Below are 16,328 nucleotides of genomic sequence, written 5' to 3' on the forward strand. Positions count from 1 at the left end.
TTGATAGTTTTGAATTCCTTTCCTCTAATGTTTTTATTCAAGTACTTTTTTTATATATATAGGTTGATAGTACTCTTTACTATTACTTTAACTGAATAGCTTTTTGTTTTGTAATTTATAATAATATATATCGAACAAGTTATTAAAGTCTTTTGCTAAATAAACTGATATATAAAATTAAATCTAAAAAGATATATAAACTATATATAACAAAAAAGACTGCTTATTTTTCATAGCAGTCTTTTTAATTTTTCAGATATGTTCTAGCAGATTATCTTTTAGCTCTGTATTCGCTAACAGTTAATTGCTTTCTTCCTTTTGCTCTACGTCTTGCTAAGACTTTTCTTCCGTTAGCTGATGCCATTCTTTCACGAAAACCATGCTTGTTTCTTTTCTTTCTTTCTGAAGGTTGAAATGTACGTTTCATCGGTTGTTATCTTATATCTTTATATTCGTTAATCTTTTTCGAGGTTGCAAAGATAGCATTTATTTTTTATATTCCTACTTTTAATTGTTTTTTTGTGTAAAAAATTTTAGGTGTAACCGTAAGGTAGTTATAGGTTTATAGTCATAAACAAGGTTATTGTAGGTTATTTCTTCAATTTACATGACAAATGTTACTATTAGTAAACTTCTTCTTAGTTGTTATTTTTATATGTTCTGTCAAGAAAGAATAAATCTTGATTGTTCTTTTATATTAAGGTAACTTATATTTTGTTTTCGTGAAATCAATTTTATACTTATCAATAAAAAAAGCTATCATTAATGATAGCTTTTTCAATTCATTATAAAGTAGTAATATGAATATTACCCGTTAATTTTAGCAATTCTTTGAATCAATTCAACAACTTTGTTAGAATATCCCCACTCATTATCATACCAGCTCACTACTTTAACAAATTTAGGGCTTAATTGTATCCCTGCTTTTGCATCAAAGATTGATGTACGTGGATCTGTAATAAAGTCAGAAGAAACAACTTCTTCATCGGTATATCCTAAAATTCCTTTTAATTCACCTTCTGATGCTTCTTTCATTGCTTTACAGATTTCATCATAAGTTGTTTCTTTAGCTAAATTTACTGTTAAGTCAACTACTGAAACGTCTAAAGTTGGTACACGGAATGCCATACCTGTTAATTTTCCGTTCAAAGAAGGAATTACTTTTCCAACTGCTTTAGCAGCTCCAGTTGAAGATGGAATTATATTTCCTGCTGCTGCTCTACCTCCCCTCCAATCTTTTGCTGATGGTCCGTCAACAGTTTTTTGAGTAGCAGTAGTAGCATGTACTGTAGTCATTAATCCTTCTAAAATACCAAATTTTTCATGTAATACTTTAACTACCGGAGATATACAGTTTGTTGTACAAGATGCGTTAGAAATAAATTGAGTACCTTTTACATAGGTATTATCGTTTACTCCGCATACAAACATAGGGGTATCATCTTTAGATGGAGCAGACATAACTACATATTTTGCTCCGGCGTCGATGTGACCTTGTGCTTTATCTTTTGTAAGGAATAAACCTGTTGATTCTACTATATATTCTGCTCCGATATCACCCCATTTAAGATCTGCAGGATTTTTTTCAGCAGTTACTCTAATTGCATTTCCATTTACTACTAATTTACCATCTTTAATTTCAATCGTTCCATCGAATTTACCATGAACAGTATCATATTTTAGCATATAAGCCATATATTCAACATCAATAAGGTCATTGATTCCTACAACTTCAATATTTTCATTATGTTGAGCCGCACGAAATACTAATCGTCCTATACGACCAAAACCATTGATACCAATTTTAATTTTTGACATAATACTTTACTTTTTTAAGTTTGTTTCTAAATTAATTTTTTTATTTTATCTATGTAGATAAGATATCTGCTACTTTTATTAGATCCTTATCTATTTCATTATGCTTTTTGATTGCTTCTTCTATAGGAGTAAAAACGATTTTGCTTGATTGCATTCCTGCCATTACATTAGATCTACCCGCCATTAATCCTTCAACTGCAGCAACACCTAACCTTGAAGCCAACACTCTGTCGGCAACTGTAGGAGATCCTCCTCTTTGAATATGACCTAAAACGGTAACTTTAACGTCAAATTCAGGGTATTTCATTTTAGTAAATTTAGCCAAATCATATACTCCTCCTAATTTTTCTCCTTCAGCTACTACTACAATACTGGATGTTTTTCCTTTTTGTTTTGCATTGTCAAAAGAAGAAAATAAATCTTCAATACTATCTTTTTGTTCAGGTATAAGTATATCCAAAGCTCCGGTAGCTATACCGCTGTTTAAAGCAATAAATCCGGCATCCCTTCCCATAACTTCTACAAAGAAAACTCTATTATGCGAAGTGGCTGTATCTCGGATTTTATCTATTGCATCAACGACGGTATTTAATGCGGTATCATAGCCTAAGGTGAAATCTGTACCGAATATATCGTTATCGATAGTTCCGGGAATTCCAATAAAAGGTACTCCTTGTTCTTTTTGGAAAACAGTTCCACCTGTGAAAGATCCATCTCCTCCTATGACTACTAATGCATCTATATTATGTTTTTTTACTGTTTCTGCTGCTTTATTTCTTCCTTCAATAGTTCTAAATTCATCGGAACGTGCAGATTTGAGCTCAGTTCCTCCTCTATTTATTAAATTTCTTACTGAACGAGGACCTAAATCAACAACCATATCATTAATCAGTCCATCATATCCCATTCGTATTCCACAGCATTCTATTCCATAATAATTAGCTGCTCTTACAACTGATCTTATGGCAGCATTCATCCCGGGAGAATCTCCTCCTGAGGTTAAGACACCTATTTTCTTAATTTTATTTGTGTTTTTAGACATGTTTTTTTATATAGATTTTTACATTCTAAGATCATACAAATATACTAATCATTTGTGGATTATGCATTAAGAAAAGGACATATATAATAAAATATATATCATGTGATTTTATATTGATTTAAAATTAATTTTTTCTTAATTTTGTAGCTATCACCTTTAATTTTAAGGTAACTTATTTATTTTATATCCACATTTTAAATTAGATATATTACGAAGTTATTAGTATAATAAATTGTATTGATAATTTACAGTTTTATATATCAAAAATAATACCATATTCCTTTATAATACAACATTTATACAGCTTCTTAGTCGTAAAATAAAAAATCATTTATGCTGATTTTCATAAATTTTTTATTAATTATTTTAAACTTCCTACCATGTCTTCCGGTCTAACCCATTGATCAAATTGTTCGGCAGTTACTAAACCTAAATTAATTGCTTCTTCTTTTAATGTTGTTCCGTTTTTATGTGCTGTTTTAGCAATTTTGGCAGCATTTTCATACCCTATATGTGTATTTAAGGCTGTCACCAACATTAGGGAATTATTAACGAGTTCTTTTATTCTTGTATAATTAGGCTCAATTCCGATGGCACAATGATCGTTGAATGATTTACAAGCATCTCCCAATAGTTGGGCTGATTGTAAAAAATTATAGGCCATAACCGGTTTAAAAACATTGAGTTCATAGTTTCCTTGTGTACCGGAAAAAGAGATAGTTGTATCATTACCCAATACTTGAGCACATACCATGGTAATTGCTTCATTTTGTGTAGGGTTTACTTTGCCCGGCATAATGGAAGATCCGGGTTCATTTTCAGGTATAAATAATTCTCCTATTCCGCTTCTAGGTCCGGATGCTAATAGTCGTATGTCTTGAGCTATTTTAAAAAGTGAAACGGCTAATTGTTTTAATGCTCCGTGTGTTTCAACTATTGCATCATGAGCTGCTAATGCTTCAAATTTGTTAGGAGCAGTAACAAATGGCAATCCGGTAAATTTAGATATATATTCTGCAACTTTGACATCATACCCTTTAGGAGTGTTCAATCCTGTCCCTACAGCTGTTCCTCCTAAAGCTAATTCTGATAAATGCGTCAGGGTATTTTTTATAGCTTTAATGGCATGATCCAATTGAGCTACGTATCCGGAAAACTCTTGTCCTAAAGTTAAGGGGGTGGCATCCATTAAATGAGTCCTTCCTATTTTTACTACATCTTTAAATTTCTCTGATTTTTTTAACAATGTATTCCTTAATTTTTCAACTGCCGGTAAGGTATGTTTTACCACCTTTTTATAGGCTGCAATATGCATTGCTGTTGGGAAGGTATCGTTTGAAGATTGGGATTTATTTACATCGTCATTAGGATGAATAGGACTCTTTTCACCTAGTTTACCTCCACCTAATACCAATGCTCGATTAGATATTACTTCATTGACATTCATATTGGATTGAGTTCCTGAACCGGTTTGCCATATAACAAGCGGGAATTGATCATTTAATTCTCCTTTACTGATTTCATCACATACTTTGGCTATTAAATCCCTTTTTTCTGAAGGTAATACTCCTAAATTAGTATTAGCATACGCGGCCGCTTTTTTTAGATAGGCAAATGCTTCAATTATCTCTTTGGGCATTGATGCCTCCGGTCCAATCTTAAAATTATTTCTTGATCTTTCTGTTTGGGCGCCCCAATATTTGTCAGCGGGAACTTGTACTTCTCCCATAGTATCTTTCTCTATACGGTAATTCATGGTTATGTTTTTTATTTTATATGAATCTTTCAAAAATCATACAAAAATAAAAAATCAGCCAAAAAGGCTGATTTTATTACTTCTATTATAGTGATTGATTTACTTTTTCTTATTTTTATTTTGATTCATTTTTTGTTCTTGAATCTGTTTTTGTTGCTCTTGGGCTTGTTCCAACATGGATTGCATTTTTTGCTGCCATTTACTTTTTTTCTTACCCGGCTTTGTTTTGTTCTCTTGCATCTTAGCATGCAACTTTTCTTCATTGATCATAAAGTTTTTAATCAATAAGATTAAAAGTATATTTATAGCATTGGATACTAAATAATACCAAGAGAGACCTGATGCATATGAATTTAACCAAAATATAAACATAACCGGCATCAAATACATCATAAACCTCATATCCGGCATTCCTTCTTGTGTAGGTGCCTGCATGGTAGAGGTTGACATTTTAGTATAAATTAATAATACTAAACAGTATAATATTGTAAACAGACTTATGTGGTTTCCGTAAATACTTGATAAAATCGGAATATGTGTTGTCCATTCATAAATAGAATCATAAGCGGTCAGATCATCTGCCCAAAGGAAGGACTGTCCTCTTAAAGCTATATTATTCGGGAAAAATCTAAATAATGAATAGAAAATAGGTATTTGTATTAATGCCGGTAAGCATCCTGCTAGTGGATTAACCCCTACTTTTCTATATAATTCCATCGTAGCTTGTTGCTTTTTAATCGGATCTGAATTTTTGTGTTTTTCGTTTAATTCGTCAATTTCCGGTTTTAAAATTCGCATTTTTGCTCCTTGAATGTATTGTTTATACATAATAGGAGAGGTAACTAATTTTACCACGATGGTCATTAAGAAAATTATCCATCCTGCTGCAATACCGAATTTTGATAAAAATTCATAAATCCATAAATAAAATATACAAAGCCATTTCATCCATCCAAATGGAATGTTGTATGAAAACTGTTTACTGTCTCCATTATCTGCTTTGTAAGATTTCAATAGATCATAATCTAAGGGTAGAAAATTCCAAGTATATTTTTGATTAATTTCTCCTTGTTGGATAGGAACTATACTTGTAAACGTAAAATTCTTAAGATAATCAGGGTTATCTCTTTCTGCTTCTTGTGTACCTTTGGATTTGTAAAATCCGTTCTGTGCTTCTAAAATAGTTGCAAAGAATTGTTGTTTAACACTAATCCAATCTATTTTGTCTTTATCTTCTGTAAATCCGTTTGTATCGTAATCAGTTTGAGAATAATCGTTTAAACTGTATCTAAACTCTGTATAAGTGGTTTCTTGTGATTTTCCTTTTTCAAGAGCGATCGCATTTTGATTCCAATATAATTCGGCATCTTGCTGGGAGGTAATTTTTGATAATCCTTTCGATACAACCTGAAAATCTAAAGAATATTTTCCTTTCAGTGCATAACGAAATTGAATAAAACTCGTATTATCTAAATTCGCAGTTAAAACGGTTACATTTCCTTCCGTTGATGGTGTAAAAACTAAATCTCTTGTATTAATTATTTTACCTGCCTTATCTTTAAATGAAATATTGAAATCGGTATTTTCATTATTTACAAGATATAAAGGTTTTTTGTGAAGGGTTGTATCCTTATCATAAGCCGTCCATTTTTTTAAACGTACTTCACGTAGTTGAGCTCCTTGTGTGCTGACTTTAACTTCTATTTCATCATTTGAAAAAGGTAATAATTCTACCTTAGCCTGAGCAAGTGAGTCTAACTTTACGGGTGCTGACTTATCATTGGTATTCTGAGAGATATTTTCAGATTTGATTTGTTGCTGTTCGGATTTTTGGGCTTCATCTATCGCCTGTTTTTGTTGATTATTAGAATAAATCAAAAATCCAATTAAAATAATCCCTATAAGAATAAAACCAATCAGCTGGTTTTTATCAAATTTGCTTTCCTGTTGCATTCTTTACTTTGTTTATCTGATAATTTTGAGATGCTTTAACTAATGCTAAAAATAATGGGTGGGGTGAAGCTACCGTACTTTTATATTCCGGATGGTATTGTACACCTATAAAGAATGGATGATCTTTTACTTGTATAACTTCCACCAACCCTGTATCAGGATTAGTTCCAATGGCTTCTAAACCATTGTTTTCAAACTCACTTATATATTCATTGTTAAGCTCGTATCTATGTCTGTGTCGTTCTTCTATATTTTGTGCATTGTAGATTTTTTCTGCTATAGAGCCTTTTTTAAGTTTACATGCCCATGCTCCCAGTCTCATAGTGCCTCCTTTATTGGTGACATTTTTTTGTTCTTCCATTAAACAGATAACCGGAGCTGAGGTATGCAAGTTAAATTCAACACTATCTGCATCTTTATATCCAAGTACGTTTCTAGCAAATTCTATGACCGCAATTTGCATACCTAGACAGATTCCTAATACAGGTATTTTATTAACTCTAGCGTATTGACAGGCTATAATTTTTCCTTCAATTGCTCGATCTCCGAATCCGGGAGCTATTATAACTCCATCCACACCTTTTAAATAATCGGAAATATTTTCATAAGTAAGATCACCGCTGTATATCCAACGAATATTTACTTTAGTTTCTAAAGTAGCGCCTGCATGTATTAGAGCTTCTACAATAGATTTATAGGAATCTTGAAGAGATACATATTTTCCTACTAAGGCTATTTCAACATTACTCTTTGGATTTTTATATTTATCCAGAAAATCATTCCATTGTTTTAAATCCGGTTTTTTATCTGTGGATAAACCTAGTTCTTTTAACACTAATGCATCAAAATTCTGATTTTGCAGATATAAAGGAACTTCATAGATGGTAGGAAGATCTTTACTTTCAATTACATTATCAATATTAAGGTTACAGAATAATGCTAATTTAGAGCGTACTTCTTTAGATATTGAGCATTCTGTCCTACATACCAGAAAATTGGTTTGTACTCCATATTCCATAAGTTGACGTACGGAATGTTGAGAAGGTTTAGTTTTTAACTCTCCACTGGCTGCTAAATATGGAATTAAAGTTAGGTGTACTACAATCGAATTTTGATATCCTAATTCCCAGCGTAATTGACGTACGCTTTCAACATAAGGCAAGGATTCAATGTCTCCTACCGTTCCTCCTATTTCAGTAATAATGATGTCAAAATCTCCTTTTTTGCCTAATATTTTAATTCTTCTTTTTATCTCATTAGTAATATGAGGGATTACCTGTACCGTTTTTCCTAAAAAGTCTCCTCTTCTTTCTTTATCAATAACTGTTTGGTAAATTTTTCCGGTAGTAACATTGTTGTCTTTGCTGGTAGGACTATTTAAGAATCTTTCATAGTGCCCTAAATCTAAATCAGTTTCAGCTCCATCTTCAGTAACATAGCATTCTCCATGCTCATAGGGATTTAGAGTTCCCGGATCAATATTAATATATGGATCGAGTTTTTGAATGGTTACTTTGTAACCTCTGGCTTTTAAAAGCATTCCTAAAGATGCAGCGACAATTCCCTTTCCAAGTGAAGAAGTAACACCACCTGTAACAAATATATACTTTGGAGAAGATTGGTCAGACATAATTTTAAAGTTTTGAAAAAATTTAGTTTATATAGTTTAGAATAGTTCAGTCAGTACCAATAAAAAAAGGCAAGCTACCTGCATCACACCGCTACAACCGTTTACCTTTGCTGCGTTCCCACCCTGGAGGATTCACAGGAGCTGGTTGTGCAGGACTTGCCGGTGCAAAAGTATAACTTTTTATAAATAATACAAAATTATAAGGCTTTTTTGAATAATATTTTTTTCAGCACTTTTTGAATCATTATATTAAAAATAAATACTGATTTCAAATAAAAATAATCCTATTTTACAACATTAGGTGCTATATATTATTTTATCTTTTTGAAATTTGATGAAGATTATTTATTAATTGATAATTATTAATATAAAAATTTCAAGAAAAGGATTTATAAAGTTTACTATTTTAATTTCATCAATTGAATAATTAATTTAAGTCAATTTTCACTAAATTTAATACATATTATTTTAAATTTCTTTTGCATCAAATTATCCTTTTATATAAAAGATAACACTAATGATATATTAATTTAAAAATTTTTAATTAAAGCTATTTAAAAGAAGTATAATTATACTTTTTGTTCATCAATTATGAATCAAAATATCATACTCTTATTTATCTTAATCAAAAAAAATAATTACTATATTAGCTACTGATCAAAATACTAAACAAAATGAGCATAAAATTGCGGCTAATTATTCTTGTTTTTCTTCAATATTATATTTGGGGTTCTTGGTTAATATCCTTAGGAGGATATGCCGGATTACCTATAACTGAGGGTGGTTTAGGATTTACCGGAATCCAAATTGGAAGTTTATTTGCAACTATGGGATTTACTTCTCTTTTTATGCCCGGCTTATTGGGTATAGTTGCCGACCGATGGATAAATGCTGAAAAATTATTAGGTATAAGCCATATTCTAGCTGCCATATTTATTTTCATGGCTTCTCAAGTTAAAGAATACCATATATTTTATCTTTTGCTATTCCTGCATACATGCTTTTATATGCCAACCATATCATTGACTAATTCTGTTTCTTATAATGCTCTTGAAAAAAATGGTTTAAATTCAGTTACCGATTTTCCTCCTATACGAGTTTGGGGAACCATTGGTTTTATTGCAGCTATGTGGACGGTTGATTTCTTAGGTTTTGCCAGAAGTTCTGTTCAACTTTTCATTAGCGCGGGAGCCGGAATTATTATGGCCTTATATTCCTTTACGATGCCGGCTACACCACCAACTAAAAATGTTGATAAGAAAGGATTAGTACATGCACTAGGCCTGGATGCTTTTGTTTTATTGAAAAATAGGAAAATGGCTATATTTTTCTTTTTTTGCATGCTGTTAGGTTGTTCACTTCAAATAACCAATGCTTTCGGAGGTCCTTTTTTAGATAGTTTTAAATCCACATATCCCGATTCTTTTGGCGTTAAACACCCTAACTTATTATTATCTATTTCACAAATTTCTGAAACTTTATGTATTTTGCTAATACCATTCTTTTTACAAAAATTTGGAATCAAAAAGGTGATTATGATAAGTATGTTTGCATGGTTTCTACGTTTCGGACTGTTTGGATTAGGAAATCCGGCTAATAAAATTTATCTTTTAATTTTATCCATGATTGTATATGGAATGGCTTTCGATTTTTTCAATATTTCAGGATCTTTGTTTGTAGATAAAGAAACTGATAAGAGTATGCGTTCCAGCGCTCAAGGGTTATTTATGATTATGACGAACGGACTGGGTGCTATTTTAGGAAGCTACGGTAGTGGATGGGTGGTTGAGCATTTTACAGTCAATGGCATTACCAATTGGCCATATGTTTGGTTTACTTTTGCAGCTTATTCTCTAACAATTTTTATCATTTTTCCATTTGTATTTAACCCTAAAAAATCTTCTTAGAAATTAGATATTTTCAAAATGGACTATTAAAAATATTTTTATTTAAGAATAAATATTTGCGTTTTAGTAAATAACCATCCTATTAAAACGCCGACAAATGCTCCTGAAAGAACATCCAGAGGAAAATGTACTCCTACATATATTCTGCTATAAGATACCAAAATAGCCCAAGAGAATAATAAAATGGATGAATATTTATATTCTTTTTTAAAAAGAAAAGTTAAATAGGTAGCTAAACTAAAAGAATTGGCAGCATGTGCGGAAAAATAACAATAGGATCCTCTACATTTTTCAATCACTAGCCTAAAAACCCCTTCTAATTCTGGATTTCTACAAGGTCTTGGTCGCTGAATCCAATTTTTAACCAATGAGGATAAAGAATCGGTTAAAGAAATCATTAACGCAATACTTAAACCGATTAAAAGAACTTTTTTCCATCCATATTTTTCTAAAATAACTAAAAATATAAAAAAATATGTAGGGATCCAATAGTATTCATTAGTTATAAATAACCAAAAAGCATCAAATTTTGGGCATCCTAAATTATTTAAATATAAAAATAATTCTTTATCCCATTTTATAATTTTATCCATTAACTTCTTTTTACAGGACCGTCGAACGTATCATCCATAAAATCATTTAAATGATCAGTAGCCTCACTTACCTTTTGATCCATATTTTTTTTGGCCTCATTTATTTCATCTTCAATTTCCTTAACTGATCCGTTGTCATCAACTTGAGACATGATTTCTCTTTTAATATTATCGGTGGCATCTTTCATAGCTCGTACCCCCTGACCTAACCCTCTTGCTATTTCAGGAATCTTATCAGGGCCAAATAATAAGACCACTACTAAAAGTATAACTATAATTTCTCCAAAACTCACAATATCTACATTTATTTTTTACAAATTTACAACTTTCTCATATGTATTGTCCGATTTTAAATGAATTTAACGTATTCATATTAATTAAATTCTAATAAGTGCTTGTAATAATTATTTTAAATAATAAATGAGAATTTTTATGTGTGAAATATCATTTTAAGCCTAACAATCCTGTAAAATTCAAAATTCACTTACCCTATACATATTGTTTATAAAAAAAGGTCTTGAAATTCAAGACCTTTTTTTTATTACAACATAAAATATTTATTTTATAGTGGATACTTTCGTATTTGAATGTTCTTTATCATAATTATATTTAGTTAAATCATAAGATAAAGAAGATGCTATGTATATAGATGAATACATACCAAATGTAAATCCTAAAAATAGTGCAAACATAAACCCTTGTAAAGTTTCACCGCCGAAGAAGAAGATAATAACTGTTACCATAATTGTAGAAACACCCGTATTAATAGTTCTTCCTAAAGTATGATTAATTGCATCGTTATATAATTCCTCTAAAGTCATTAAGTGGTGCGCATTATTTTTCTTATTTTCTCTAATCCTATCAAATACAATTACAGTATCATTAATTGAATAACCGATAATGGTTAAAATAGCAGCAATAAAGGATTGATCTATTTCCACGGAAAAAGGTATGATTTTTAGCCAACTCAACACGGAAAATGCACCCATTACAACTATCGAGTCATGTAATAAGGCTGCAACCGCACCGGTCGACATTTGCCAATTTCTAAATCGTACCAAAATGTAAATGAAAATACCTGCTAATGCAATAGATACGGCAATAACTCCATTTCTAACGATCCCACTGGCTACTGTAGGACCCACTTCTGAACTTGATTGAATTCCATAAGGAGTACCTTTTACAAAACTTTCTTTAGAATAATTAGCCGGAAGATAATTTTTTAATCCTGTATATAATTTTTCACGAATTACCACATCAATATTCGGATCATTACTATCCATTCCATATTTAGTAGTTATTCTTACTTGATTACCTTCTCCATATTTTTTAGCATTAATATTCGAAGATTCTCCATCAGTAGTAAATAATTTTTCTAATGATTCGGTTACTTCTTCCGGATAAATATTTTTTTCCAGTTTAATTACATAAGTTCTTCCTCCCGTGTAATCTACCCCTTTATCAAAACCTTTGGTGAACATGGAAACCAAGGCAATAACCATTATAACCAATGAGAAAATATAAGCATATTTTCTTTTTTCCATCCATTTAAAATGAACATTGGTAAACCAGTTTTTAGTTATGCTTGTAGCTAAAGAAAAGTTTTTACCTTTTTCCATAGAACCATAAATAAGCATACTGGTTATAAATATTGCAGTAAATAGGGTACAGAAAATACCAATAACTAAGGTAACCGCAAAACCTTTGATCGGTCCGGTGCTAAATAAAAGCACGATACCCACAATTAATGTGGTTAAGTTTCCATCAATAATTGCTGCTAAAGCATGTTTTTGTCCTTCAATAAATGCTTGTTTTAGAGGTCTTCCTCGTCTCAATTCTTCTTTAACTCTTTCAAAAATAATAATGTTAGCATCTACTGCCATTGCCATAGAAAGTACTATCCCTGCAATTCCGGGAAGAGTTAAAACAGCACCCGTGGAAGCCATAATACCTATTAAATAAAATAAATTTAATATAAGAGCTATATTCGCGTATAAACCTGCTTTTCCATAGTAAAAAATCATCCATCCTAAAATAAACAAGTAGGAAACAACTATAGATATCAATCCATTGTTTATAGATTGTTGACCCAAAGTTGGACCTACAATTTCTGATTGGATAATTTTTGCTTTTGCCGGTAGATTACCGGATTTTAAAACATCAACCAAATCGTTAGCTTCTCTTTCTGTAAAATTACCGCTAATAACTGATTGACCGTTAGGAATTACTGAATTGACATTAGGAGCAGTATAAACTACATCATCAAGAACAACTGCAATGGGTTTACCAATATTTTTTTCAGTCATATTTTTCCAAACCAAGGCACTTTCCGGTCCCATTTGCATACTTATTTGTATTCTGTTGAATTGGTCGAAAGTTAAACCTGCTTCAGTAACTGCCCCGACTAAAGGAGCTTTGTTATTTTTAGTTCCACGAATGGCATATAATTCTAACTCGTTGTTAGATTGGGAATCTGGTTTAGAAGCCCATAATAATTTTATATATCGTAAACCAATCGGTAATAATTTTTTAGCTTTATCTGAATATATAACTTTATTAATTGCTGCTGTATCAGATAATTTAGCAACTGCTAATGCATTGGATCGATTAGACGGTTTCAATAAGGGCGTTAATTTGTTATTAGCAACCTTTAAATTAACATCCATTAGATAGGACCATGCGGTAGGTTGATCATACACTTCCCAAAACTCTAATCTCGCAGAAGTCTGAAGTAATTTTTTTACACGATCAGCATCAGTAACTCCCGGTAATTCTACTAATATTCTACCGGTACCGGGTACTCGTGCAATATTGGGTTCATCAATATTTAGTTTTTTGATACGGGCCCTTATAACATCTATTGCTTTAGTAACTTTGGATTCAATAACTCCGGAAATATATTTTTCAACTTGCTCGTCTGTTGTGTTATGTTGAATTTGATTGGATAAATCTCTAGTACCAAAAACATCAGGACTAGATAACTTTAAATCCGGCTGATTTAATTCTGATTTAGCTGTTTGAAATGCTTTAAAAAAATTAGCTGTATAGGTATCCCTGGATTTCACTTCCTCCGAAGTAGCTATATCTAAAGCTTTTCTAAATACCGGATTTTCTGAATTATCTGCCAAATCCAACAATAGATCTTTTTCGGAAATTTCTAATAATAGATTTAATCCGCCTTTAAGATCCAATCCTAACTTCATTTCATTCTTCTTGGCATCATAATAATTCATCTTAACTATTCCGAGATTCAAAGTATCTTTAGCTAATTTATCAAGCTCAGCTTTTTTACTCGCCTCCGTTCCGTTAGATAAACTGTTTGCTTTAGATTCTATACGGTTAACATATAATGTTGGAAATAATTCAGCCAAACATATTAACCCAAGAACAATTGCAAAAAATTTAACAAGTCCTTTTCCTTTCATTGGTAAGTTTTAATTATAAATAATGTATTTTTATTTGGTTTGCAAATATAACAGTCTATTTGATGACTGGCAATTATTTATATATTTTTTTGCTCATTAAAATAAATACTTTCAATAATATGCATAAAATTTTAAAATAAACTTATAAATAAAAAGTGTAAAAATTATTTTTATAAAAACTTGCCGTTTTATATTTGTATTTTAAATAATTATGGAAAAGGAAGAAATTGAAAAAGCAGTTGAAATTTTAAAAAAAGGAGGAACTATTCTGTATCCCACCGATACCATCTGGGGGATTGGATGTGATGCAACCAATGAGGAAGCCATTGAAAAAGTTTTCAAATTAAAAAATAGGGATAAATCTAAAAATTTAATTATTTTGGTAGAATCTGAAAGAAGGCTTCAAGAATATGTTAATGTTTCTTCATTGGCTTGGGATTTGATTGATTTTGCAAACAAGCCATTAACCATAATATATGATAAACCACAAAATTTGCCTGTTCTATTGATTTCTGATGAAAATACTATAGGAATTCGTTTAACGCAGGATCCCTTTTGTAAAAAATTAATTTCAAAACTTAATAAACCCTTGGTGTCGACCTCTGCAAACATCAGTGGTGAACCATCTCCGGAAAATTTTTCATCAATTTCTTGCAAAATTTTGGAAGGTGTGGATTATATAATAAATTTGCGCCACGAAGAAAATATGCAATTTGCATCTTCTTCCATTATACAACTATCTGAGGATGGACGAATTAAAGTAATTAGAGAATAAATACTAAATGAATTTAAGCCACGCAATACAAAATCCTATTTTTAAACTGATAACCCATGTTGTTTCGGACAAAAAACAACAAACTTTTGTTATCGGAGGCTTTGTTCGTGATCTCCTTTTGGAAAGACCGAAAGTTAAAGATATTGATATTGTAACTGAAGGTAGCGGTATTGAATTAGCTTTATCCGTTGCAGATAAACTACATTCCAAACCAAAAGTATCCGTTTTCAAACGTTTTGGTACCGCTATGATCCATGTTAAGGATTATGATGTTGAATTTGTGGGTGCGAGAAAAGAAAGTTATTCTTTTGATAGCCGGAAACCTTTTGTTGAAACGGGTACTATAGAAGATGACCAGAATAGAAGGGATTTTACTATTAACACATTAGCGATAAGCTTAAATGAAGAAAATTTTGGAGAATTGGTCGATCCATTTAATGGATTAGAAGATTTAAAAAGAAAAATCATTCGTACGCCTTTAGATCCTGAAATTACCTATTCAGACGATCCCTTACGAATGATTAGAGCCATACGTTTTGCAACTCAGCTAAATTTTACTATTGAATCATCTTCTTTTCTTGCGATTAAAGAAAATGCAGAACGATTTGATATTTTATCAAAGGAAAGAATTACGGATGAGTTTAATAAAATTATGATGTCTCCTCAACCTAGTATTGGTCTGAAATTATTATATGAAGCAAATCTTTTACAACGATTTTTACCGGAACTAACCGATTTGCAGGGTATTGAAGAAGTTGAGGGACAAAAACATAAAGATAACTTTTTTCATACTCTTGAAGTAGTTGACAATATTAGTAAAACTACAAATAATTTATGGTTAAGATGGGCTGCTTTATTACATGATATTGGTAAAGCTCGAACTAAAAAATTTGATAAAAAAATAGGTTGGACATTTCATTCTCATGAATTTGTGGGTAGTAAGATGGTTCTTTCCCTATTTAAAAGATTAAAATTACCTCTGGGCGATCCCTTAAAATATGTTCAAAAACTAGTTCAGAATAGTTCGCGTCCCATATCACTTATTACAGATGATGTATCGGACAGTGCTTTGAGAAGATTATTATTTGATATGGGTGATGATTTGGAAGATTTATTTTTACTTTGCAAAGCTGATATCACAACAAAAAATATAAAGAAACAAACCCGTTTCAAGCAAAATTTTGATTACGTTGAAGAAAAAATAAAGGAAGTCGAAGAAAAAGATAAAATAAGAAATTTTCAACCGCCTATTACCGGACATGACATTATGGAAGCTTTCGAAATTATTGAAGGAAAACAAATTGGTACAATTAAGGAAGCAATTAAAGAAGGTATATTAGAAGGCACTATTACAAACGACTATAAAAACTCATACAACTATATGTTACAATTAGGAAAAAAATTAAATTTAAAACGTAAAAACTAGACT

12 protein-coding genes and 1 other RNA gene are annotated in these 16,328 nt (G+C 31.1%); 3 read left to right on the top strand and 10 right to left on the bottom strand.

The features are described 5' to 3' along the window. Positions 1–271: 271 nt before the first annotated feature. The 7 genes from rpmH to ffs form a co-directional block, all read right to left on the bottom strand. Complete coding sequence (gene rpmH / locus GFV01_RS09040) at positions 272–427, bottom strand: 50S ribosomal protein L34 (RefSeq protein ID WP_055425699.1); 156 nt, start codon at positions 425–427, stop codon at positions 272–274. 380 nt (positions 428–807) lie between these two features. Beyond that, entirely contained in the window at positions 808–1,818 is a 1,011-nt protein-coding gene (gene gap, locus GFV01_RS09045; protein WP_160543085.1) for a type I glyceraldehyde-3-phosphate dehydrogenase, read from the bottom strand. 49 nt (positions 1,819–1,867) lie between these two features. Next, entirely contained in the window at positions 1,868–2,860 is a 993-nt protein-coding gene (pfkA, locus tag GFV01_RS09050) for a 6-phosphofructokinase (RefSeq protein WP_160557897.1), read from the bottom strand. Between the two features lie 361 nt (positions 2,861–3,221). After that, positions 3,222–4,616, bottom strand: coding sequence for a class II fumarate hydratase (gene fumC / locus GFV01_RS09055; RefSeq protein WP_160566749.1), 1,395 nt, complete (start codon positions 4,614–4,616; stop codon positions 3,222–3,224). Positions 4,617–4,715: 99 nt separating this feature from the next. Next, positions 4,716–6,569, bottom strand: coding sequence for a membrane protein insertase YidC (yidC, locus tag GFV01_RS09060; RefSeq protein WP_160566753.1), 1,854 nt, complete (start codon positions 6,567–6,569; stop codon positions 4,716–4,718). Continuing rightward, entirely contained in the window at positions 6,547–8,199 is a 1,653-nt protein-coding gene (locus tag GFV01_RS09065) for a CTP synthase (protein WP_160543081.1), read from the bottom strand. The genes yidC and GFV01_RS09065 overlap by 23 nt, the downstream gene beginning before the upstream one ends. 64 nt (positions 8,200–8,263) lie before the next feature. Then, an RNA gene (gene ffs / locus GFV01_RS09070) (signal recognition particle sRNA small type) lies at positions 8,264–8,361 on the bottom strand. Between the two features lie 512 nt (positions 8,362–8,873). Here ffs and GFV01_RS09075 point away from each other — a divergent pair. After that, a complete protein-coding gene (locus tag GFV01_RS09075) occupies positions 8,874–10,106 on the top strand; it encodes a nucleoside permease (protein WP_160566756.1) in 1,233 nt (410 codons plus the stop codon). Between the two features lie 38 nt (positions 10,107–10,144). Here GFV01_RS09075 and GFV01_RS09080 read toward each other — a convergent pair whose 3' ends face one another. The 3 genes from GFV01_RS09080 to secD all read right to left on the bottom strand — a co-directional run bounded on the left by GFV01_RS09080 (position 10,145) and on the right by secD (position 14,124). Continuing rightward, positions 10,145–10,699 carry a phosphatase PAP2 family protein gene (locus tag GFV01_RS09080; RefSeq protein WP_160566759.1) on the bottom strand — a complete coding sequence of 185 codons (555 nt, stop codon included), beginning with the start codon at positions 10,697–10,699 and terminating at the stop codon, positions 10,145–10,147. Then, positions 10,699–10,992 (bottom strand): twin-arginine translocase TatA/TatE family subunit, encoded by a 294-nt coding sequence (locus GFV01_RS09085; RefSeq protein WP_255571010.1) that lies wholly within the window; start codon positions 10,990–10,992, stop codon positions 10,699–10,701. Before GFV01_RS09085 ends, GFV01_RS09080 begins: the two co-directional genes overlap by 1 nt. A gap of 264 nt (positions 10,993–11,256) precedes the next feature. Continuing rightward, complete coding sequence (gene secD, locus GFV01_RS09090) at positions 11,257–14,124, bottom strand: protein translocase subunit SecD (RefSeq protein ID WP_160566762.1); 2,868 nt, start codon at positions 14,122–14,124, stop codon at positions 11,257–11,259. A 211-nt stretch (positions 14,125–14,335) separates the two neighbouring features. Here secD and GFV01_RS09095 point away from each other — a divergent pair, with 211 nt between their 5' ends. Beyond that, entirely contained in the window at positions 14,336–14,899 is a 564-nt protein-coding gene (locus GFV01_RS09095) for an L-threonylcarbamoyladenylate synthase (protein ID WP_185150346.1), read from the top strand. Positions 14,900–14,906: 7 nt separating this feature from the next. After that, positions 14,907–16,325, top strand: a complete 1,419-nt coding sequence (locus GFV01_RS09100; RefSeq protein WP_160566767.1) for a CCA tRNA nucleotidyltransferase — start codon at positions 14,907–14,909, stop codon at positions 16,323–16,325. The last annotated feature ends 3 nt before the right edge of the window (positions 16,326–16,328 follow it).

Source organism: Apibacter sp. B2912, assembly GCF_009827835.1.
Taxonomy (GTDB): Bacteria; Bacteroidota; Bacteroidia; order Flavobacteriales; family Weeksellaceae; genus Apibacter.

Bases quoted from the DNA above. Each gene is read 5' to 3' on its own strand.
- gap (WP_160543085.1), bottom strand. From the start codon at position 1,818: ATGTCAAAAATTAAAATTGGTATCAATGGTTTTGGTCGTATAGGACGA.
- GFV01_RS09065 (WP_160543081.1), bottom strand. From the start codon at position 8,199: ATGTCTGACCAATCTTCTCCAAAGTATATATTTGTTACAGGTGGTGTT.
- GFV01_RS09075 (WP_160566756.1), top strand. From the start codon at position 8,874: ATGAGCATAAAATTGCGGCTAATTATTCTTGTTTTTCTTCAATATTAT.
- GFV01_RS09095 (WP_185150346.1), top strand. From the start codon at position 14,336: ATGGAAAAGGAAGAAATTGAAAAAGCAGTTGAAATTTTAAAAAAAGGA.
- rpmH (WP_055425699.1), bottom strand. From the start codon at position 427: ATGAAACGTACATTTCAACCTTCAGAAAGAAAGAAAAGAAACAAGCAT.
- secD (WP_160566762.1), bottom strand. From the start codon at position 14,124: ATGAAAGGAAAAGGACTTGTTAAATTTTTTGCAATTGTTCTTGGGTTA.
- GFV01_RS09100 (WP_160566767.1), top strand. From the start codon at position 14,907: ATGAATTTAAGCCACGCAATACAAAATCCTATTTTTAAACTGATAACC.
- fumC (WP_160566749.1), bottom strand. From the start codon at position 4,616: ATGAATTACCGTATAGAGAAAGATACTATGGGAGAAGTACAAGTTCCC.
- yidC (WP_160566753.1), bottom strand. From the start codon at position 6,569: ATGCAACAGGAAAGCAAATTTGATAAAAACCAGCTGATTGGTTTTATT.
- pfkA (WP_160557897.1), bottom strand. From the start codon at position 2,860: ATGTCTAAAAACACAAATAAAATTAAGAAAATAGGTGTCTTAACCTCA.
- GFV01_RS09080 (WP_160566759.1), bottom strand. From the start codon at position 10,699: ATGGATAAAATTATAAAATGGGATAAAGAATTATTTTTATATTTAAAT.